This window comes from Bradyrhizobium diazoefficiens USDA 110, from assembly GCF_000011365.1.
GTDB lineage: Bacteria > Pseudomonadota > Alphaproteobacteria > Rhizobiales > Xanthobacteraceae > Bradyrhizobium > Bradyrhizobium diazoefficiens.
Genome location: NC_004463.1, coordinates 4135241 through 4155598, shown reverse-complemented (window position 1 = coordinate 4155598; position 20358 = coordinate 4135241). Strand labels below are relative to the sequence as shown.

The 20358-nt window shown below is 63.4% G+C and carries 17 protein-coding genes; 6 read left to right on the top strand and 11 right to left on the bottom strand.

Annotated elements, in window-relative coordinates; genetic code table 11:
- Positions 1-91 precede the first annotated feature (91 nt).
- From BJA_RS18510 to BJA_RS18490, 5 genes are all read right to left on the bottom strand, one after another.
- The gene (locus BJA_RS18510; protein ID WP_028170831.1) at positions 92-1180 is read right to left on the bottom strand and encodes a TRAP transporter substrate-binding protein; all 1089 of its coding nucleotides are present in this window, start codon (positions 1178-1180) and stop codon (positions 92-94) included.
- Between the two features lie 299 nt (positions 1181-1479).
- Complete coding sequence (locus BJA_RS18505) at positions 1480-2235, bottom strand: hypothetical protein (protein WP_236842232.1); 756 nt, start codon at positions 2233-2235, stop codon at positions 1480-1482.
- 226 nt (positions 2236-2461) lie between these two features.
- Complete coding sequence (locus BJA_RS18500; protein ID WP_028170829.1) at positions 2462-3553, bottom strand: TRAP transporter substrate-binding protein; 1092 nt, start codon at positions 3551-3553, stop codon at positions 2462-2464.
- A 203-nt stretch (positions 3554-3756) separates the two neighbouring features.
- A complete protein-coding gene (locus BJA_RS18495) occupies positions 3757-4893 on the bottom strand; it encodes an Mrp/NBP35 family ATP-binding protein (RefSeq protein ID WP_028170828.1) in 1137 nt (378 codons plus the stop codon).
- Between the two features lie 55 nt (positions 4894-4948).
- The gene (locus BJA_RS18490) at positions 4949-5386 is read right to left on the bottom strand and encodes a VOC family protein (protein ID WP_011086522.1); all 438 of its coding nucleotides are present in this window, start codon (positions 5384-5386) and stop codon (positions 4949-4951) included.
- 184 nt (positions 5387-5570) lie between these two features.
- On the opposite strand from BJA_RS18490, the gene BJA_RS18485 reads away from it, so the two are divergent.
- From BJA_RS18485 to BJA_RS18460, 6 genes are all read left to right on the top strand, one after another.
- A complete protein-coding gene (locus tag BJA_RS18485) occupies positions 5571-6443 on the top strand; it encodes an NAD(P)-dependent oxidoreductase (RefSeq protein WP_011086521.1) in 873 nt (290 codons plus the stop codon).
- Positions 6444-6465: 22 nt separating this feature from the next.
- Positions 6466-7743, top strand: coding sequence for a sodium:proton antiporter NhaD (gene nhaD, locus BJA_RS18480; protein WP_038966224.1), 1278 nt, complete (start codon positions 6466-6468; stop codon positions 7741-7743).
- 137 nt (positions 7744-7880) lie between these two features.
- Positions 7881-9476, top strand: coding sequence for a sensor histidine kinase (locus BJA_RS18475; RefSeq protein ID WP_038966223.1), 1596 nt, complete (start codon positions 7881-7883; stop codon positions 9474-9476).
- A gap of 44 nt (positions 9477-9520) precedes the next feature.
- Complete coding sequence (locus BJA_RS18470) at positions 9521-9724, top strand: DUF1289 domain-containing protein (RefSeq protein ID WP_011086518.1); 204 nt, start codon at positions 9521-9523, stop codon at positions 9722-9724.
- 28 nt (positions 9725-9752) lie between these two features.
- Positions 9753-10307: a TIGR02281 family clan AA aspartic protease gene (locus BJA_RS18465; protein ID WP_011086517.1), complete on the top strand. Its 555-nt coding sequence runs from the start codon at positions 9753-9755 to the stop codon at positions 10305-10307.
- Positions 10308-10527: 220 nt separating this feature from the next.
- Positions 10528-11196 carry an outer membrane protein gene (locus BJA_RS18460; RefSeq protein ID WP_038966236.1) on the top strand — a complete coding sequence of 223 codons (669 nt, stop codon included), beginning with the start codon at positions 10528-10530 and terminating at the stop codon, positions 11194-11196.
- Positions 11197-11249: 53 nt separating this feature from the next.
- Here the strand turns inward: BJA_RS18460 and dusA are convergent, their stop codons facing one another.
- The 6 genes from dusA to BJA_RS18430 all read right to left on the bottom strand — a co-directional run bounded on the left by dusA (position 11250) and on the right by BJA_RS18430 (position 20285).
- Positions 11250-12245 (bottom strand): tRNA dihydrouridine(20/20a) synthase DusA, encoded by a 996-nt coding sequence (dusA, locus tag BJA_RS18455; RefSeq protein ID WP_011086515.1) that lies wholly within the window; start codon positions 12243-12245, stop codon positions 11250-11252.
- Between the two features lie 522 nt (positions 12246-12767).
- Positions 12768-14318, bottom strand: a complete 1551-nt coding sequence (phaC, locus tag BJA_RS18450; protein ID WP_197980090.1) for a class I poly(R)-hydroxyalkanoic acid synthase — start codon at positions 14316-14318, stop codon at positions 12768-12770.
- 317 nt (positions 14319-14635) lie between these two features.
- Positions 14636-16012: a sigma-54-dependent transcriptional regulator gene (locus BJA_RS18445; protein ID WP_011086512.1), complete on the bottom strand. Its 1377-nt coding sequence runs from the start codon at positions 16010-16012 to the stop codon at positions 14636-14638.
- Positions 16005-17900 carry a sensor histidine kinase gene (locus tag BJA_RS18440; RefSeq protein ID WP_011086511.1) on the bottom strand — a complete coding sequence of 632 codons (1896 nt, stop codon included), beginning with the start codon at positions 17898-17900 and terminating at the stop codon, positions 16005-16007. The genes BJA_RS18445 and BJA_RS18440 overlap by 8 nt, the downstream gene beginning before the upstream one ends.
- On the bottom strand, positions 17893-18897 hold the full coding sequence (locus BJA_RS18435) for a cytochrome d ubiquinol oxidase subunit II (protein WP_011086510.1): 1005 nt from the start codon (positions 18895-18897) through the stop codon (positions 17893-17895). Before BJA_RS18435 ends, BJA_RS18440 begins: the two co-directional genes overlap by 8 nt.
- A complete protein-coding gene (locus BJA_RS18430) occupies positions 18894-20285 on the bottom strand; it encodes a cytochrome ubiquinol oxidase subunit I (RefSeq protein ID WP_051000301.1) in 1392 nt (463 codons plus the stop codon). Before BJA_RS18430 ends, BJA_RS18435 begins: the two co-directional genes overlap by 4 nt.
- Positions 20286-20358 lie beyond the last annotated feature (73 nt).

Below are 20358 nucleotides of genomic sequence, written 5' to 3'. Positions count from 1 at the left end.
CTTTCATGTTTTGAGTCTGTCACCTCCAGAGCTGCGACCGCAACGCCCCGCAGCCTTCGCTCCGGGGCGCTGCATGCGACAGAAGTCGCGATCAGCTCTGCGACCGCCGCGCCATGAAGATGTCGTAGCCGACTTCCGCGACCTGGAACCAGGCGTAGCCATCGCCGGTGAACTTGGCGAGAGAGTCGTGGACCTTCTTGAAGTTGGCGTTGGTCGCACCGACTTCGGCGTGCAGCTCCTTGGCGGCCTTGTAGCAGGCCTCCATGATCGGCGGCGAGAAGGCGTGCAGCTTGGCGCCGTTGGCGAGCAGCTTCTTCAATGCGAGCGGATTGGCTGTGTCGTAGCGTGCCATCATGTAATTGTTGGCGTAATGGCCGGCCTGCTCTAGCACGCTTTGATAGTACTTCGGCAGCGCATTCCACTTGTCGAGATTGACGAAGGCCAGCAGCATCGGCCCGCCCTCCCACCAGCCGGGATAGTAGTAGTGCGGCGCGATCTTGTAGAAGCCCAGCTTCTCGTCGTCATAGGGACCGACCCATTCGGCGGCGTCGATGGTGCCCTTCTCCAGCGCCGGATAGATGTCGCCGCCGGCGAGCTGCTGCGGCACCACGCCGAGCTTCTGGAGCACGCGGCCGGCAAAGCCGCCGATGCGGAATTTCATGCCCTTGAGATCCTCGGGCGTGTTGACCTCTTTCCTGAACCAGCCGCCCATCTGGCAGCCGGTGTTGCCCGCAAGCAGCGAGACGACGTTGTAGCTCTTGTAGAACTCGTTGAGGACCTCCCGTCCCCCGCCCTGCATGTACCAGGCTTGGTTGATGCGCATGTTGGGCCCGAACGGCACCGCCGAGCCGAAGGTGAAGGTCGGGTCCTTGCCGAAATAATAGTACGAGGCGGTGTGGCCAATCTCGCAGGTGGCGTTCTGCACGGCGTCGAGTACCTGGAGGCCCGGCACGATCTCGCCGGCCGCGAAGATCTGGATCTGGAATTTGTTGTCGGTGGCTTCCGCAACCATCTTGCACATCATCTCGGCGCCGCCAAAGAGCGTGTCGAGCGATTTCGGCCAGCTCGTCGGCATGCGCCATTTGATTTCCGGCATCGACTGCGCGATCGCGGGAGCGGCGAGCGTGGCGGCGCCGGCCGCACCAAGTCCTGTGACCTTGATGAAGTCTCTTCTCTTCATGATTTCCTGCCCTGATGGATATGATTGTGAAGCCTTCTTGCCGAGGCTTGGGGCCAGCATGACGCAAGGCCCAACGGAATTCCATCGTCATCGCACTGCGGCAGAGAAAAAGCCTGGCCTCCTCCGGAGGCGCGAGTCTTGCGGCGTGCGACTTAAGGCGTAGCGCTTGGATCATCAGCCGCGGGTGCGCGAGCGGATCAGGGAAATGTCGGGGGCGGGGCAGTCCATTCACAATCGCAGAGTTCGTCGCGCGTGATTCGAGGCTCCGGTTTCGGAGCTTGAAGCACGTCGCGGGCGCGTCAGCAGATTTTCTGGAAGCGCGGCCGCCAGCGCGGCAGCGCGACCGGCGGCAGCACGTAACTCTTGCCCTCGGCCGAGATCGTCAGCGGCTGCCCGGAGTCCAGAAGATCGAAGACGCGATTTTCCAGCGCGCGCCATTTATCTTCGGCAAGCCCGGGATAGCCGAGGTCCGGCTGGTTGAACATTGTTGTGTTCGGCGGGAACGACTCGGGACCGGCGTAGGTGAAGCCGGCGAAATCCATCTGCGTCTTGCCGTTGGCGATCGTGATCGAGGCCTTGGTGTGGTCCTGTTTCGGCGCTTCCCCCGGATAGACCGCATCCATCTCGAAATGGGCGCCGCAGCCGATGCGAAATACTGTCTTGCCCCTGGTGTCGTAATAGCCGAGGTACGGCCGATCCTGGCGATCGATCTCGAATTTCCAGGCACCCTTCCAAATATCTTTCGACATACCGCCGGCCGCCGATGCCGCGGACCACCCGAGCCACGTTACAGCGACAACGATTCCAAGCAGCCTTGCATGCGTCATCATGGCAAGCCCCCAACGCGATCCGCGATCGTCACTCCAGGGATCATCGGACAAATTTCGGATTCTGCGATGATCGCTTTCTGGCACTGTTTTGCCCGACGAATCAAGCGGCTTCGCAGAGCGCAGCCAGTGCCGCGAATGCAATGCGGCGGGGCCAAGCTGCGCTCGCAATGACGGGGGGGCCGATGCGCGCCAAATGACGATGTCGTTCCGGTCGCCGTCGGGCAAATCGCCCCGTCGGCACCGGCTGCGCCATGATTGCTCTGTCCCGCCGATTTGCCCCGCCCCGTCAAACTGTTGGCAGCATCCACCGAGCAAGGCGCCCCGGCCCCACTTCTACTGTGCATGGGGTTGTTTTGGAGATTTTTTGTTTCTGACCCTGGATGCACCAGCAAAGAAAAAGCCCGGCCTCGTCGGGAGGCCGGGCTTTCCGATCTTGCGACTTCTTCGAAGATCAGCCGCGGGTGCGCGAGCGGATCATGAAGCTGTCGTAGGTGTACTCGGCAACCTGCCACCACAGATATTCATCGGAGCGGTAGGCCTGCATGGCGTCGATCGACTTCTTGAAGTCGGCGTTTTTGGCCGAGATCTCGCCCCACAGCTCGTTGGTCGCCTTGAGGCAGGCTTCGAGCACCTCGTTGGTGAAGGGACGAAGCTGCGTGCCGCCGGCAACCAGACGCTTCAGCGCCGACGGGTTCTGCATGTCGTAACGCGCGGCCATCCAGCTGTTGGCATTGGCCATCGCGTTGGTGAGGATCGCCTGGTAGTTCTTCGGCAGCGAATTCCACTTGTCCAGGTTGGTGAAGGCATGGACGGTCGGGCCGCCTTCCCAGAAGCCGGGATAGTAGTAGTACTTGGCGACCTTGGCGAAGCCGAGCTTCTCGTCATCATAAGGGCCGACCCATTCGGCGGCGTCGATGGTGCCCTTCTCCAGCGCCGGATAGATGTCGCCGCCGGCGAGCTGCTGCGGCACGACGCCGACTTTCTGAAGCACCTGGCCGGCGATGCCGCCGATGCGGAATTTCAAGCCGGAGAGATCGGCAACCGTCTTGATCTCCTTGCGGAACCAGCCGCCCATCTGGGTGCCGGTGTTGCCGCAGGGGTGGCCAATCACGTTCGACTTCTTGAAGAACTCGTTGGCGAGCTCGTTGCCGCCGCCCTGGTACAGCCACGAATTCTGCTGGCGCGCGTTGAGGCCGAAGGGCACCGAGGCGAAGATCGCGAAGGTCGGATCCTTGCCGACATAGTAGTACGACACGGTGTGGCACATCTCGACCGTGCCGTTCGAGGTCGCATCGAGCGCCTGGAGGCCGGGGACGATTTCGCCGGCCGCGAACACCTGGATCTGGAATTTGTTGTCGGTCATTTCGGCGACGTACTTCGCCACCTGCTCGGCACCGCCATAGATCGTATCGAGCGACTTCGGGAAGCTCGAGGTCAGGCGCCACTTGATCTCGGGCGATGATTGAGCGATCGCCGGCGAGGCCACCGCGGCTGTCGCCGCCGCGCCTGCTGCCGACACTTTCAGGAAATCACGACGCTTCATTTTCAGGTCTCTCCTTGCTGGGGCGTTCCCCCGAACTTCCTCTTTGCCGCCGCTCATTCCGGCGACGCGCTTGGGCCGCGTCGAACCGATGGGGCTTGACTGCCGTGGGCGTTTAACACGGAAGCCCCGCCTGCGGAACGCGACATTGGCATGACGGGGCTCTACGAAAGTCGCATGTCCCCAATGGATTGGCGTCGTCCCGCTCAGGCCGCCGCGATAGCGCCCTTGAGCTGGTCCCGAACCTGGCCCGCAATGGCGCGGTAGATCGCCGCATGGGGGCCGTCCGGCTCGCTGTCGACGACGGGATTGCCGGCGTCCGAGGTAGCGCGAATCGCCATGTGCAGCGGGATCTCGCCCAGGAACGGGACTCCGAGCTTCTCGGCCTCGTGGCGCGCTCCGCCATGGCCGAAGATGTCGGATTTCGTGCCGCAATGCGGGCACTGGAAGTAGCTCATGTTCTCGACGATGCCGAGCACGGGCACGTTGACCTTGCGGAACATCGCAAGCCCCCGCCGCGCGTCGATCAGCGACAGGTCCTGCGGGGTCGAGACGATCACGGCGCCCTTCAGCGGCACGTTCTGCGCCAGCGTCAGCTGGGCATCGCCGGTGCCCGGCGGCATGTCGACGACGAGCACGTCGAGGCTACCCCATGCGACGTCGCGCAGCATCTGCGTGACCGCCGACATCACCATCGGACCGCGCCAGATCATCGCGGTCTCTTCCTCCACCAGGAAGCCAATCGACATGATCGCGAGGCCGAAGCGCCGGAGCGGAATCATCTTGCGCTCGCCATCCAGCTCCGGCTTGTCGCGCAGGCCCGTCAGCCGCGGCACCGAGGGGCCGTAGATGTCGGCATCCAGAAGCCCGACCTTGAGGCCGAGATCCCGCAGGCCCAGCGCCAGATTGAGCGCGGTGGTGGACTTGCCGACGCCGCCCTTGCCCGAGGCGACCGCGATCACGGCGGCGACGCCCGGAATCTCCGATTGCCGCGCCATCGGCGACCCACCGCCCTGCGGCGGCTTGTGGGCATGGACCGGCTGCACGCCCGGCGTGCCACGGCTTGGCGTGGGCGGCGGCGGAGGTGCAGAGCCCGGCTTGCGCTCAGCGGTCAGCGCCACCATCACGGTGGTGGCGCCGGGAATGGCGCGCACGGCGGCCTCGGCCTCGGCCCGGACGGCCTCCCAGGCCCGCGCCTCCGCGGCATCGACATTGATCGAGAAGAACACCTTGCCGTCAGAGGCGCTGATCGCGCTCAGCACATTCGCATTGGGAAGCGCGACCCCGCGCGGCGATTTGATCCGGGCGAGGCTGTCGAGAACCTGTTGCTGCGTCACGCTCAAAGCGCATCTCCTTGAGTCCAGGATGTGCCCCATTAGAGCGGAAACGCCCAAAAGGCTACTGCCTGCCGATATCGTCAGCCATCTCGGCGGGCGCCGCCCCCTGCTCCAGGGCTGCCTCGTAATTCAGCTCGATCATCACCCCGTTGGGGTCGTGCACGAAGATCTGCCAGAGGTCGCCGCCGGGCACCTGGCGGGAGTCGAATTTCATCCCTTTGGACGTCAGCCGCTGCTTCATGCCGTCAAAACCGCGGCTGACGAAGGCGACGTGGTGGACAACGCCGGAATCAGGCTTTTGTGGCTCCGAGGTCGGAGAAATATCGACGAGGTGCACCACCGGCTTGCCCTCGCTGTACATCCAGGCACCCGGGAAGGCGAAATTCGGCCGGGCGCCTTTTTCCAGGCCCAGCACATCCTCGTAGAAGCGCACCGTCTCGGCCAGATTACGGGTCCGGATGTTGAAATGATCGAGGACGCCAACGCTCACGCCGCCCATGCTTTCGCTCCCTTTTTTTGAAGTCCTTTAGTCCCGCCATCCTAGCACAGGGGGCCGCCAAACGAAGCCGTTGCCCTCCGCCCTCAAGGGTTTATGGTGCGCCCCGATCCGCCCTCACGGCGGAACCCGGCGCGCCCCGCCCGGCAAGAACCGTAAAACCCAAACTACGGACAAGGTACCACACATGGCTAAAGTCGCTTTCCTCGGTCTCGGCGTGATGGGCTTCCCCATGGCCGGACACCTCGTGAAAAAAGGGGGCCATGAGGTCACCGTCTACAACCGCACCGCGGCCAAGGCGAAGGAATGGGCGGACAAGTTCGGCGGCAAGACCGCGGCGACCCCGAAGGCCGCCGCCGAGGGCCAGGATTTCGTGATGTGCTGCGTCGGCAACGACAATGACCTGCGCGCGGTGACGATCGGCCCCGACGGTGCCTTCGCCGGCATGAAGAAGGGTGCGACTTTCGTCGACCACACCACCGCCTCCGCCGAAGTCGCGCGCGAGCTCGACGCGGCCGCCACCAAGGCCGGCTTCAAGTTCATCGACGCCCCGGTCTCCGGCGGCCAGGCCGGTGCCGAGAACGGCGTGCTGACGGTGATGTGCGGCGGCGCCGAGGATGCCTATGCCGGCGCTGAGCCGGTGATCACCGGCGCCTATGCGCGGATGTGCAAACTGCTCGGGCCCGCCGGCTCTGGCCAGCTGACCAAGATGGTCAACCAGATCTGCATCGCCGGCCTCGTGCAGGGCCTCTCCGAGGGTATTCACTTCGCCAAGAAGAGTGGCCTCGACGTCGCCGCGGTAATCGAGACCATCTCCAAGGGGGCGGCGCAGTCGTGGCAGATGGAGAACCGCTACAAGACCATGAACGAGGGCAAGTACGATTTCGGCTTCGCGGTCGAATGGATGCGCAAGGACCTGTCGATCTCGCTGGCCGAAGCCCGCCGCAACGGCGCCACCCTGCCGGTGACAGCGCTGGTCGACCAGTTCTACGCCGAAGTCGAGAAGATGGGCGGCAAGCGTTGGGATACGTCCAGCCTGCTCGCGCGCCTCAACCGCTGACACCTGACCATCTGAAACGACCTTGCTGATCGCGATCGCCGCCATCTTCGTCCTGGCCTATGCGGCGATCGCGCTCGAGCACCCGCTTCGCGTCAACAAGAGCGCTTCCGCGCTGCTCGGTGCGGGCCTGCTCTGGAGTGTCTACGCGATCGCGACGGGCGACCACGCGCTGGTCGGCCGCCAGCTCGACGAGTCCGTCGGCTCCACCGCGCAGATCGTTTTCTTCCTGATCGGCGCCATGACCATCGTCGAGGTGATCGACGCCCATGATGGTTTCGAGGTCATCACCTCGCTGATCCGCACCACCAGCCAGGTGGTGCTGATCTGGCTGATCGGCTTCGTGACGTTCTTCCTGAGCGCGACCCTGGACAATCTGACGACCACCATCGTCATGATCTCGCTGATCCAGAAGCTGATCGCCCGTCGCGACGACCGCCTGCTGTTCGCCTCCCTCATCGTCATTGCCGCCAATGCCGGCGGCGCCTGGACCGTGATCGGCGACGTCACCACGACCATGCTCTGGATCGGCGGGCAGATCTCGCCGCTGAAGATCATGAGCGCGGTGTTCCTGCCCTCGCTCCTCAATCTGCTCGTGCCGCTCGCCTTCATCAGCTTCTCGCTCAAGGGCAAGACCATCGCGCCGCCGTCGAAGGACACCGGGCTGCTGGCTGTCGACCGGTTCGAGCGCAACCTGATGTTCTATCTCGGGCTCGGCACCCTGATCGCGGTGCCAGTGTTCAAGGCGGTGACGCATCTGGCGCCCTTCATGGGCATCCTGTTCGGGCTCGGCGTGCTCTGGCTGGTCGGCGAGATCGTGCACCGGCACAAGGACGAGCATGTGCGCCAGCCCCTCACGCTGGTGCATGCGCTGGGACGGATCGACATGACCTCTATCGTGTTCTTCGTCGGCATCCTGCTCGCGGTCGCCTGCCTCGACCATGCCGGCCTGCTCTCGATGCTGGCCAAATGGCTCGACGCCACGCTCGGCCGACAGGACGTCATCGTCGTCGTGCTCGGCCTGCTCAGCGCCATCATCGACAACGTGCCGCTGGTCGCCGCGACCATGGGCATGTACGACCTCGCGCATTATCCGCCGGACAGCTTCATCTGGGAGTTCATCGCCTATTGCGCCGGCACCGGCGGCTCGATCCTGATCATCGGCTCGGCCGCGGGCGTTGCCGCGATGGGGCTCGAGCGGATCGAGTTCCTCTGGTACGCCCGCCGCATCGCCGGCCCCGCGCTCGCCGGCTATCTTGCGGGTGCGGTGGTGTACATCGCGCAGCACGCGGCGCTGCATTGAGCGGTTCGGACCGGCTCCAGATTAACGCCCGGTTAACGTAATTCTTTAGCTCCTTAAGTCAGCTCTTAAGGATTTCTTGCCAGAGATAGACAATGCAGAAGGCCCGCGTCCGGCGTGGGCAGGAATCGTGTTGCTTGATGAGTAACCCCGCTGAAAAGCCTGAGGTTGTGCAGCTTCCGGCCGAGCCGGTAAGCGCTCCATCGGCGAGCAGCCGAAGGGCTGCGGCGCAGCGGGTGCGCGAGGCGCGCGATAAGTTAACGTCGACCAGTGGAACCCGGCCGGCGTTCGACGCCGAGATGCTGCGCCAATATGCCCAGACGCGGCTGTCGGCCTCCTATGTCGTGATGCTGCTGGTGGTTGCGACCGGCGTGCTGTTCGGACTGTGGATGCAGCCGATCCCGGCCGCGGCCTGGACCGCCGGCATGCTCTGCATCCACGGCGCGATGATCCGCAGCTGCCGCCGGTTCCTGACCGAGCCCGCCTCGCCCGCCGCGACGCGCGCGTGGCGAACACGCTTCGTCGTGCTCGACCTGCTCTACGGCCTGTGCTGGATGGCGATCCTGATCCATCCCGTGCTCGACATGGTCACGGAAACGCTGATGATGTTCCTGATGCTGCTGGTGATCGCAGTATCGAGCATGCTCGCCGCCAATCTACCGATCGCCGCCCTTGCCGCCACCGCACCGGTCGCAGTCGCCATGGCGCTGAGCTTTGCGGTGACCGGCTCGCTGGACAATTACATCCTGGCCGCACTCGCGCTCGCCGCCGAAGGCTATTTCGTGCTGCTGGCGCATCGCCTGCATTCCTCGACCTTCGCCACGCTCGAGGCGCGCGCCGAGAAGGACGCGCTGATCGGCGAACTCGAGCAGGCCAAGGCGATCTCGGACGAAGCGCGCCACCGCGCCGAATCCGCCAATGTCGCCAAGTCGCGCTTCCTCGCGCAGATGAGCCACGAGCTGCGCACGCCGCTGAACGCGATCCTCGGCTTCTCCGAGGTGATGAAGAGCGAGATTTTTGGCGCGCATGCCGTGCCGGTCTACAAGGAGTACTCGGCGGACATCCACAACTCCGGCGTGCACCTGCTCAACCTCATCAACGAGATTCTCGATCTGTCGCGGATCGAGGCCGGCCGTTACGAGCTGAACGAGGAAGCCGTGTCGCTGGTCGGCATCGTCGCCGACTGCCACCATCTGATGAAGCTGCGCGCTTCCAGCCGCGGCATCACCATCCACGAGGTATTCGAGCAGGCCATGCCGCGGCTCTGGGCCGACGAGCGCGCGATCCGCCAGGTCGTGCTCAACCTGCTCTCCAACTCGATCAAGTTCACGCCGCAGGGCGGCGAGATCTGGCTCAAGGCCGGCTGGACGGCTTCGGGCGGACAATATCTCTCGGTAAGGGATACCGGCTCCGGCATCCCCGAGGACGAGATTCCGGTCGTGCTCGCTTCCTTCGGCCAGGGCTCCAACTCGATCAAGTCGGCCGAACAGGGCGCAGGCCTCGGCCTGCCGATCGCAAAGAACCTGATCGACCTGCATGGCGGCACGTTCACGCTGAAATCGAAGCTGCGTATCGGCACCGAGGTGATCGTCACCTTCCCGCCGGAGCGCGTGATGAGCGCGCTGGCGCCGCTGTCAGATGATTCTCCGCCGCTCCAGCCAGAGGGCTCCCTCGCGCCTGACGAGAAGCGCCGGCCGCGCCACAAGCCGATCATGAGCGCAGGCACGGGCTCTTAACGATATGCTTGCAGAAATGCCCGACGATCCCTCACTATGCCGAAATGAGCAAAGAAACGCCGTGCGTCGCCGTCTGCATGATCGATCCCAAGACCAAGCTGTGCTTCGGCTGCGGCCGCACCTTGCCGGAGATCGCGCGCTGGCACGCCATGGAAAGCGCGGAACGGCTCTCGGTCATGGCGCTGCTGCCGGCACGCATGGCGGAAGCTGGACTTGCGCCGATCGCGGGATCGCGGAAACACGCCTGACCGGCCGGCGCGCATATGGAGGTGCGCAATGATCCGCTTCCTGCTCGTTCTCGTCATGCTTGCCGGCACCGCCGGTGCCGTCGTCGCCTATGGCGATCCCGATCAGATCGCGCGCGCGAGCAACAAGGTCTCGCACATCTTCCGCACCCAGACCGTCACACCGGCACCCGCCGTGCAGATCCAGCGCGGCCAGGGCGGTGAATTCGCGCTGCGCGCGAAGATCAACGGCGTCGCCGCACCGATGGTGATCGACACCGGTGCGACCTCCGTGGTGCTGACCTGGGAAACCGCAAAGGCGATCGGGCTGCCGCTCGAGATGCTCGAATATGACGTCGATCTCGAAACCGCGGGCGGCCACACCAAGGCGGCCCGGCTCACGCTCGACCGTCTTGCCGTCGGCCACCTCGTTGAGAAATCGGTGCCGGCCCTCGTCGTGCAGCGCGGGCAGATGAAGACCAATCTGCTCGGCATGAGCTTCCTCGACCGCCTGGAGAGCTGGGGCGTGCGCGCCGACAAGCTGATGCTCACCGGTTATCCGGAGCTCCAGAGCAGCCCCCGCCGCGCGCGGATGGCGGTCGACTAGACCGCCCACGCGAGCCGCCGCTCGCCAGCCAACAGGCTCGATCGCGCGGGCTGTGACCCATCCAGACCACGACTTCAGTTGGCGCGCCGCGAAAGCGCCGCGGTGTGGCATTTGCGCTATTTACAAACCGACCAGTCGGTTTATAACAATCGCAGTCCCGGATCGGGGTTGGACAGGCGCTGCTCCCGAAGGGACGCGGCCAAGCGGGAGATTGTGAATGATGACTGCAAGAGCCGCGGTACGCCGCACGATGTGCGCCCTGCCCTTTGCGGCTGTGTTCGCCGCAGGCAGCGCCTGCGCTGCCGACCTGTCGCCGCGCTATGCAGCGCCCGCCTCCGCCTATACGGCACCGCAGCCGGTGTATTCGTGGACGGGTCTCTATGCGGGCTTCAACGCCGGCTATGCCGAGAGCGGCGACGACGCCTTCAACAATCTCGCTGGCGCGACTGGCGGCAAGGTCAAGGGCGCCGTCGGCGGCGTGCAGATCGGCTACAACTACCAGCTCTCGCCGATGTTCGTGGTCGGCATCGAGAACGACTTCGAAGGCGGAGACATCAAGAACCACGACGCGCTCAACAGCGCCGCGGTCAGCCTGCCCTGGTACATGACCGGCCGCGCCCGCGCCGGCATCGCGACGATGGATTCACGCCTGCTGTTCTTCGGGACCGCCGGCCTTGCCGCCGGCGAATTCAAGGACGGTCCGATCAACAAGATGAAGATGGGCTGGACAGCGGGTGGCGGCGTCGAATGGGCGTTCCTGCCGAAATGGTCGGCCAAGGCCGAATATCTCTACACCGAGTTCAAGCACGACGACCTGCCGGACTGGAACGCCGCGAAATTCCACACCTTCCGCGTCGGCGTGAATTATCACTTCGACCTGTTCCGTTGAGGCCGATCGACGAAGAGCCGGATGTTGCGATCCGGCTCTTCACGTCGCGGCAGTCAGGCGGCCGCCTCCGCCGGCGCACGCACACCGACGCGCGCGATCGCATCGCGCAGCACGTCGAGACCGGCGCCCGGCTTTACCCCCTGCTCGGCAAGATGGCGGCGGAAGGCCCGCGCGCCGGGCACGGCGTGGAATGCACCGACGAAATGCCGTGTGATGGCGTGCAGCCGCGTACCGCGCGCGAGCTGCGCCTCGATATAAGGCATCATCGCTTCGAGCGCGTCCTGCATGGTCGCATGCGGCGCCGTCTCGCCGAAGATATCGGAATCGACGGAGAGCAGCCGCCATGGCTCCTGATAGGCGGCGCGGCCGAGCATCACGCCATCGACGTGTTCAAGATGCGCCTTCGCCTCGTCGATGCCTGGGATGCCGCCATTGATGATGACGGGCACATCAGGCATCGCGCGCTTGAGCCGATAGACGCGCTCGTAGTCGAGCGGCGGAATATCGCGGTTCTCCTTCGGTGACAGGCCGTTGAGCCAGGCTTTCCTGGCATGCACGATCAGCGCATCGCAGCCCGCTGCGACCACCGCGCGCGCAAGCGTATCGAGCGCCACCTCCGGATCCTGGTCATCGATTCCGATGCGGCACTTCACCGTGACGGGCACGGCAACTGCGCGCTTCATCGCATCGACGCACCTCGCCACCAGCTCCGGCTCCGCCATGAGACAGGCGCCAAAGCGGCCATCCTTCACGCGATCGGACGGACAGCCGACATTGAGATTGATCTCGTCATAGCCAAACGCCTCGCCGATGCGCGCGGCCTGCGCGAGCTCGCTCGGATCCGAGCCGCCAAGCTGAAGCGCCACCGGGTTTTCGCACGCATCGAACCCGAGCAGCCGCTCCCGGTCGCCATGGATGATGGCGCCGGTGGTCAGCATCTCCGTATAGAGCAGCGCACGCCGCGTGAGCTGACGGTGGAACACCCGGCAATGCCGGTCGGTCCAATCCATCATGGGCGCCACGGCAAATTTGCGCCCTAAGCTGTTCATCTTATTGAGGTATTTCAACTCCGATCAGTCCTTTATGTGATTAGACCGACTGAGAATTCTCGTTTGACGAGGGCTTCCGTAGCCTGGCTCTTCTAGGACGATATTTGCATGAATTGGAAGCGGAAATCGCTTCTTCGGATTCTCAGTGCACACGTCAGGCGGAGGTCAAGTCGTGCATGTGCAGGCAAAGCTTCTTTGGACATCGAGGTTGTAGCTGCCTGAGTCATACTCACTTCGCGGTGTGAGTATAATTTCTGCTCACGAATTTCCCTCTTCAATCGAGACCTTCGCAGCCCAGCTCGCGCAGAGAAGAATCCCTGCGCGCCCGCCACAATGTTCGAGATCTGCTTCCGCTCCGCTCGGACTTTTCTGTGGCAGCTTTTAGTAACCTATCGACATCGTCAAACGGTACAAAGAGCAACCCATAGTCATTTCTGATGATGAGATCGCCTCGCTCAGCGACCGCTTTGAACGGCTAACGCTCCCGCTACCTTCCAATCGTTCCATGACCGTTCAACGATGTCAGTTCGCCTTCGCTTTCACATATCGGCCCGGTGCCGCTTCCCCCGGCGGATAGAGGTTGCTGCCGAGTTGCGTCCGGGCGGGCACCCGGTCTTCAGCCCACGGCTTGAGCCACGCGATCCAATCGTTCCACCAACTGCCCGGCCTTTCGTCGGCGCTCGCAAGCCACGCGGCGGGATCGTCGCATCGCTGGTCCGACAGCCAATAGCTTCGCTTGTTCTTGGAGGCGGGATTGATCACGCCGGCAATGTGCCCACTGGCGCCGAGCACAAAGCGGGTGTTGCCACTGAACAGGCCGGTGGTGCGATAGGCCGATCGCCACGGCACGATATGATCTTCGGCGGTCGCCAGCACGTAAGCAGGCAGATCGACCCGGGCCAGATCGACAGGAGTGCCGCACATTGTCAACCGGTTCGGCTCCCGAAGATTGTTCTCCAGGTACATGTTCCTGATGTAGAAGCAATACATCGGTCCGGGAAGGTTGGTGACATCCGCGTTCCAGAACAGCAGATCGAAACGCTCCGGCGACTTTCCCTTCAGATAGTTGTTGATCACGTTCGGCCAGATCAGCTCCTTCGACCGCAGCGTCTGAAAGACGAAGCCGAGCTCGGCGCCGCGGTAGATGCCTTCCCTCCCGATCGTCTGCTCGCGCTGCCGCACCCCTTCCTCGTCTACGAATACGCCAAGATCGCCCGGTTCCCGGAAGTCGAGCATGGTCGTCAGCAACGTCACACTGGCAACCGATTCATCGCCGCGCGTTCGCAGAATGGCGAGTGCGGATGACAAGATCGTTCCGCCGACACACCAACCCAGGACGTTGATCTTGTCTACACCCGAAATCGATCGGGCGATGTCGATGGCGCGTATGGCGCCATCCTCAACGTAGTCGTCCCATCGAATGTGGCCACAGGAGGCATCCGGGTTGCGCCATGAAACCACGAAGACCGTGAAGCCGTTCTCGACCGCGAATCGAACGAACGAATTGGCCGGCTGGAGGTCGAGAATGTAGAACTTGTTGATGCAGGGCGGCACGATCAGCAGAGGCCGGGCGGCCACCTGCTCCGTCGCAGGCGCGTATTGAATGAGCTGAAACAGCTCGTTTTCGAACACAACCGCGCCCCTGGATGCGGCGACATCCTTTCCGACCTCGAAAGCCTCCTCATCCGTGATCGTCAGGCTACCCCTGCCCAGATCGCTCATCAGGTTCTCCAGGCCCGCCTTGAGGCTTTGACCTTCGCTGTCCGTCGCGAGCTTGATGACATCCGGATTGGTGGCCAGGAAATTGGTCGGGCTCATCGCCTCGATGAGCTGGCGCGTGAAGAAGCGCAGTCGATGCTTTTCCTTCTCGTCGAGATCGAGCGCCTCGACGAAGTCGACGCAGTAGCGCGAGTTCAGCAAATAGCATTGCTTCAACAGACTATAGGCCGCATCGTCCCGCCATTCCGTGGCGTTGAACCGGCGATCGCCGCGTGCAGGCTCAATGCCTCCTTCGCCTTGCACGCCGGCGGCCGATTTGATGACGTGCTCGGTGAGCTGGTATAGCCGCTTCATGTGCTCGGCCTGCAATTCGGCGAGACGCCCCGATAAATTCAGGGCTGAGCCGAGGTTCGCCCCGTCGCGATCGCTGTTCGGTGCCCACCCAAGCGATCGCCACAGACTTTCCCCCGCCTTCAAAAAGCCCTCGACAAATTCATCAGGCACGTTGAATGGCCGATTCATGGCGTTCCTCAAGATCTGATTGGTTCGTTGCCTTCCGATAACGGGCGGCTTCTGCCGGCGCCCTTTGCCCTCGGCTGCACCGAGAGCGTGCTAGCTATCTGGGCCCGCATGGGCGGGCCGGTCGGTTCGTCCCACGGTCCGCCGCGATCTCAGGACCCGGAGCGGACGGCCGCACCCTCCCTGATGCCATCGACATTCACGGAGAGGCGTTTGATCTTGTCGTACAGCGTCTGCTTCGGAATGCTGAGAAGCGCGGCCGTTGCCTGGACGTCGCCCTGCTTGCGCCGGAGCGCGTCCTCGATGATCGATCGCTCGATGTTCTCGAGTTGCCGCGGCAATGACACATCCGACGTACCGAAACCGGATTTATTGACCGCCTTGCTGTCGAGGACACCGAGCACGAAACGGTCGGCGACGTTGCGAAGCTCGCGTACGTTGCCCGGCCACGAATAGGCCAGCAGGTGAGACATGGTCTGTTCGTCCAGAATCGGGGCGTCACGCTCGAACCGCCTCGCCGCATCCAGGGTGAAGTGCTCGAACAGCAGCGGGATATCCTCCCGCCGTTCGCGCAACGGCGGGAGCTCGATGAAAGCGACGCCGAGGCGATAGTACAGATCGGCACGAAACAGACGCTTTTCGCTCAGCTCGAGCAAATTCACCTTGCTCGCAGCCACGACACGGCAATCCACCGCGATCGCCTTGTTGGTGCCGACGCGCTCGATCGAGCGATCCTGGAGCGATCTCAGCAATTTAACCTGGACGCTCAGCGGCATGCTCTCGATCTCGTCGAGGAACAGCGTTCCGCCACTGGCGTATTCGATCTTTCCTATCCGCTGACGGGTGGCGCCGGTGAACGCGCCCACCTCGTGGCCGAACAGCTCGCTCTCGACCAGCGATTCCGGCAGACCGCCGCAATTCACCGCGACATAATTGCCGCCGCGGCGGCCGCTGTGATTGTGCAGGCAGCGCGCGACGACGTCCTTGCCGGTTCCGGTCTCACCATAGATCGTGACGTCGACATTGGTCGCCGCCAAGGTGGAGACGAGCCGGCGCACCTCCTGGATCTGCGGTGATCGGCCGAGCAAGCTCGCCTCGATTCCGTTGCGGTCCGCCAAGGCGGACCGCAACGATCGCACCTCGAGCGTCAGCCGCCGCTTCTCCGCCGCCCGGCGCACCACTGAGATCAACTGCTCCGAGGAGCAGGGCTTCTCGATGAAATCATAAGCGCCGGTCCGCATTGCCTGCACGGCCATCGAAATATCGCCATGACCCGTGATCAGGATCACAGGCAGATCCTGGTCCAGTCGGCGCAGATCGGACAGCCAGTCGAGACCGCTACGCCCGCGCAGGCGCACATCGCAGACCACGACAAAAGGCATATCTGCCCGAACGGAGCCGCTGGCGCTCTCAACCGAGGCAAATCCGGAAACGGAAAATCCTGCGAGCTCGAGCGCCTGGACGCCGCCGATCCGGACGTCGTCGTCGTCCTCGACATAGATCACGCCGATCGATTGGTCATCACCCATGCGAGGCCGCCTCTGCTATCTCTGCCAATGGAAGGGTCACGACGAATTCGGCACCATCAGGCGTCAGGTTTCGCGCATGCAGTTCGCCGCCGAACGAGCGTGCAATGTGATTAGAAAGCATCAGGCCAAGGCCGAGCCCCTTTCCCGCGGGCTTGGTCGTCACGAACGGCTCGAACATGCGCTGCAGGACGTCGGAGGCGATCGTCGGCCCGCTGTTGCTGATCACGATGCGGCAGCGGACGGTCTGCGCCTCTTCCCTGCCCGCCCGGATCAGGATCGACTTCCGCTCGACACCTTCCACGGCATCCAGCGCATTGGCCACGATGTTGCACAGCAGCTGCTCCAGCCGTGTCTGATCGGCAACGACGAAGAGCTTAGCGTCGATCTCTGTCGCCACGGCAACACCACCCTCCTTGACACGCCCGGCCAATATCTTGAGCGATTCAGCCACTGCATGCTCGACGGACACCGCGCCAAGCGGGCTGCTCGACTTGTACGCGAACACGCGGAGCTGGCTGGTCAAGCGGCCGAGCCTCCGCACCAATTCGCCAATTCGGGTGAGATTTCCGCGAGCATCGCCAATCGATCCGCGATCAACGAGCAGGACCGCATTGTCGGCGGCAGTTTGCAGGGCCGCCAGCGGCTGGTTCAACTCGTGCACGATGCCGGCCGACATCTGGCCGAGGGCTGCCAGCTTGCCGGCATGAACGAGTTCATCCTGCGCAGCCCGCAATTCGGCGGTGCGCTCCTGCACCCTGGTCTCGAGCATGTCGTTGGCCGCCTGCAACGCGGCTTGGCTCGCCAAGCGTTGCTTGATCTCCCGGCGGCGTTGCTCGACAAGACCAAGCGCCAGCAGCGCGACGAGGGCGGCGAGACCCGATATGATCCCGATGATGAGCGCGGTCTGCCGCGTGGGCGCCTCGTCGTCGAGAAGCACGAGCTTCCACAGACCGCGGTTGATTGGGACCTCGCTGACCGTATAGGCGGTACCGTTCTCCGCTATGATCCGTGCCGTGCCGTTCTCAGATTGATCGACGAGCGTCCATCCAAGTGGCACAAGATCGTGGTTTCCGTAGGGTTTGAATCGCGCAATGTCATCACGTGTTGGAACCGAAAGCGGCGCCATGGGGCGATAGCGCCACTCGTCGCGGGCGGCAAGGATCGTCACCTTGCGCTCGTCGACCAGAAGAATGTCGTTGTCGGTGCTGCGCCACGCCCGCTCGAACGAATCCAGATTGACCTTGACGGTCGCGATCCCCTTTGTCGTTCCGCCGTCCTTCAGCGCATAGGACAGATAGTAGCCGGCGCGCGCGGTCGTGATACCGACACCAAAGAAGGCGCCGCGGCCATTCGAGAGCGCTTCGCTCACATAGGGGCGATACGACAGGTTTTCGCCGAAGGGCGTGCCGGGCTGGTCGAAATCAGCCGCGGCCAATGTCGCGCCGGTGACGCCAAGGACATAGAGATTGTCGGCTCCCGCAAGCAGGTTGATCGACTTCAGATACAAGCTGACGTTTTGCTGCAGTGCAGGATCGCTGGGCGCCTCGAGCAGCCGGAACACGCTGGGCGATGTCTCCAGGAGAGACGGAAGATATTCAAATCTCGACAGGTAGCCGTCGAGCCTCGCGGCCTCGACGGTCAGCCGCTGCTGGGCCGCGGCGTGCAGATGGTCCAGTCCCCGGCGGAACGTGACCATGTATCCCAGCCACGCCGCCGCGGCGACCAGCGCGAGGGCAAATGCGCCACGAACGAGCCAACGCGTGGAAACCGGCACCACCGAACTGACTTTGGCAGGTCCCTTGACGCTCACCAGGGATAGAAGCTCCGTCATCTCCTGAACCAGCACAAACTGTGGAGCACCGGCCACTGCGGACGACGGCTCACGCATAGTCCAACTCTATGGCCTTGCCTCGGAATACGCGATAGGAAAATCCGGTGTAGGCGATGATGACCGGCAGTGTCACGCAGACCCCGATCAGGATCACCTTCAGCGACTCCGGGCTGCTGGCGGCCTGCCAGACCGTGAGCCGGTCGATCACGACAAACGGATAGATGCTGTAGCTGAGCCCGAGGAAGCTCAGGAAGAAGACCAGGACCAGCAGCACGAAGGGCAGCCAGCACAGTGCCCCGCGCACGGCTGGCGTCCCCAGCAGAAGGCGAACTGCCAGCAGCGCAACGCCGGACGTGATCGGGATCGCCGCCACCGCGATGATCGCCGGCAGCGTGAACCACCTGACGCGGACGGTCTCGCTGATCCATGGCGTTGCCATCGAGATTAGGATCAGGCCCAGGACCATGGGTGCCCAAGCGATCTTGCTCCACTCGATCGCCTTCTCCTGCAGTTCACCCTGCGTCTTCATAACGAGCCATGTCGCGCCGAGCAGCGCATAGGCCATCGGCAGCGCCACCGCGATTGCGCCAGCGAAGATCGGATAATTCCAGCCTTCGCCGAACCCGCTGATGTAGCGGCCAAGCATCCAGCCCTGGCAGATGGACGCCAGCATCGACCCGGCGATGAACATGCGATCCCACATCGCCTTCCGGGCCGCCTTCGCCTTGACCCGGAAATCAAACGCTGCGCCGCGCAGAATCAAGCCGACCAGCATGAGCGCGCTCGGCAGGTACAACTCCGACAGGACCAGCCCATGCGCCTTCGGGAAGGCGACCAATAGAAGGCCGACGCCGAGAACGAGCCAGGTTTCATTCGCATCCCAGAACGGGCCGATTGACGCGACCATAGTATCGCGCTCCTCGGGCGTCGCGCGGTGCATGAGCATGCCGACCCCGAGGTCGTAGCCGTCGCTGACGACATAGACGAGCAGCGACACCCCCATCAGCCCGATGAAGATCAGTGGCAGCATCTCGTCGAAGGACATCACCATCATGCGAACTCTCCGCGGCCCTGATACCGATGCGGGTCCTCCGCAAACTCCTCCGACATGACCGACGCCGTGCTCTTGTCCGGCTTCTCCGCCATGTATTTGAGCACGCCGACATAGGCCGCCAGCAGGCCGACATAGAGCGTGACGTAGATTGCCAGGGTCAGCGCGATACTCGCCGACGGAACGCGCGAGGCAACTTCGCTGGTTCGAATCAGGCCGGACACGATGAAGGGCTGGCGTCCGATCTCGGTGACGTACCATCCGGCGATCGTTGCAACCCACCCGGCAAAGGTCATGCCGGCAAACAGTGTGAGCAGCGGTCGCGGCATACGGGAAAAATCCCAGCCATCGCGCCAATGCCGCCAGAGCCCGACCCAGCTGACCAGCAGCATCAGGATGCCCGTTCCCACCATGATCCGGAACGACCAGAACAGCGGCAGCACCGGCGGATGGGCAGATGGAAACTCGTTCAGCCCCTTGAGCTCCCCCTCAGGGTCGTGACGTAGGATCAGGCTCGCGAGCTTTGGCACCGGCAGCTCGAAACGGTTCGACCGCGTCGCATCGTTGGGAATCGCAAACAGCAGCAGCGGAGCCCCGCGCGCCGTTTCCCAGATACCCTCGACCGCCGCGATCTTCTGCGGTTGATGCTTGAGCGTGTTAAGCCCGTGAAAGTCGCCTGCCACCATCTGCGCAGGCGCGGTGAGCGCCGCGAACACGAGTCCGGCCCGCAGCACCCGTGACGCGCTTGTCATCGCGACACCCTTCAGGAGCTGCCAAGCGCTGATCCCGATCAGCAGGAACGCGCAGGTCAGCGAGGACGCCAGCACCATATGGACGAAGCGGTAGGGAAAGGATGGATTGAAAACGATCTCAAGCCAGTCCTTCGCATGGAACTGGCCGTCGACAATCTCGTAGCCCGCCGGCGTGTGCATCCATGAATTGAGGGCAAGGATCCAGAACGCGCTCATCAACGTGCCGAGCGCGACCAGAAAGGTCGCCCCCAGGTGAACCATCTCGCCGACGCGGCGGTGACCAAACAGCATGACGCCGAGAAAACCCGCTTCCAGGAAGAACGCGGTGAGCACCTCATAGCCCAGCAATGGCCCCGCGATATTGCCGACCCGCTCCATATAGCCCGGCCAGTTGGTGCCGAACTGGAAGCTCATGGTGACGCCGCTGACCACCCCGAGCGCAAATGTCAGGGCGAATACTTTGGTCCACAGACGATAGGCGCGAAGCCAGTCCACCTTCTGCTGCGGGTCGGTTGCGCGCAGATGCTTCAGGCGGAAGAACAGCAGCACCCAGCTCAGTGCGATCGAGATCGACGGAAACAGGATATGAAACGTGATGTTCGCGGCGAACTGGATACGCGCAAGGAACACGGCGTCCATCAGCATCCCCCCAGGCTCGAGCCAGCGTCAGGTGCGCGACGGCTGACACGATATTCATCTCCAGCATGCCTAC

Coding starts and splice junctions, on each gene's coding strand:
- BJA_RS18475 (WP_038966223.1), top strand. CDS start 7,881: ATGAGTAACCCCGCTGAAAAGCCTGAGGTTGTGCAGCTTCCGGCCGAG.
- phaC (WP_197980090.1), bottom strand. CDS start 14,318: ATGAAGCGGCTATACCAGCTCACCGAGCACGTCATCAAATCGGCCGCC.
- BJA_RS18510 (WP_028170831.1), bottom strand. CDS start 1,180: ATGAAGAGAAGAGACTTCATCAAGGTCACAGGACTTGGTGCGGCCGGC.
- BJA_RS18500 (WP_028170829.1), bottom strand. CDS start 3,553: ATGAAGCGTCGTGATTTCCTGAAAGTGTCGGCAGCAGGCGCGGCGGCG.
- BJA_RS18445 (WP_011086512.1), bottom strand. CDS start 16,012: ATGGGTGATGACCAATCGATCGGCGTGATCTATGTCGAGGACGACGAC.
- dusA (WP_011086515.1), bottom strand. CDS start 12,245: ATGAACAGCTTAGGGCGCAAATTTGCCGTGGCGCCCATGATGGATTGG.
- BJA_RS18460 (WP_038966236.1), top strand. CDS start 10,528: ATGACTGCAAGAGCCGCGGTACGCCGCACGATGTGCGCCCTGCCCTTT.
- BJA_RS18485 (WP_011086521.1), top strand. CDS start 5,571: ATGGCTAAAGTCGCTTTCCTCGGTCTCGGCGTGATGGGCTTCCCCATG.
- BJA_RS18490 (WP_011086522.1), bottom strand. CDS start 5,386: ATGGGCGGCGTGAGCGTTGGCGTCCTCGATCATTTCAACATCCGGACC.
- BJA_RS18465 (WP_011086517.1), top strand. CDS start 9,753: ATGATCCGCTTCCTGCTCGTTCTCGTCATGCTTGCCGGCACCGCCGGT.
- BJA_RS18470 (WP_011086518.1), top strand. CDS start 9,521: ATGAGCAAAGAAACGCCGTGCGTCGCCGTCTGCATGATCGATCCCAAG.
- BJA_RS18440 (WP_011086511.1), bottom strand. CDS start 17,900: ATGCGTGAGCCGTCGTCCGCAGTGGCCGGTGCTCCACAGTTTGTGCTG.
- BJA_RS18430 (WP_051000301.1), bottom strand. CDS start 20,285: ATGGACGCCGTGTTCCTTGCGCGTATCCAGTTCGCCGCGAACATCACG.
- BJA_RS18435 (WP_011086510.1), bottom strand. CDS start 18,897: ATGATGGTGATGTCCTTCGACGAGATGCTGCCACTGATCTTCATCGGG.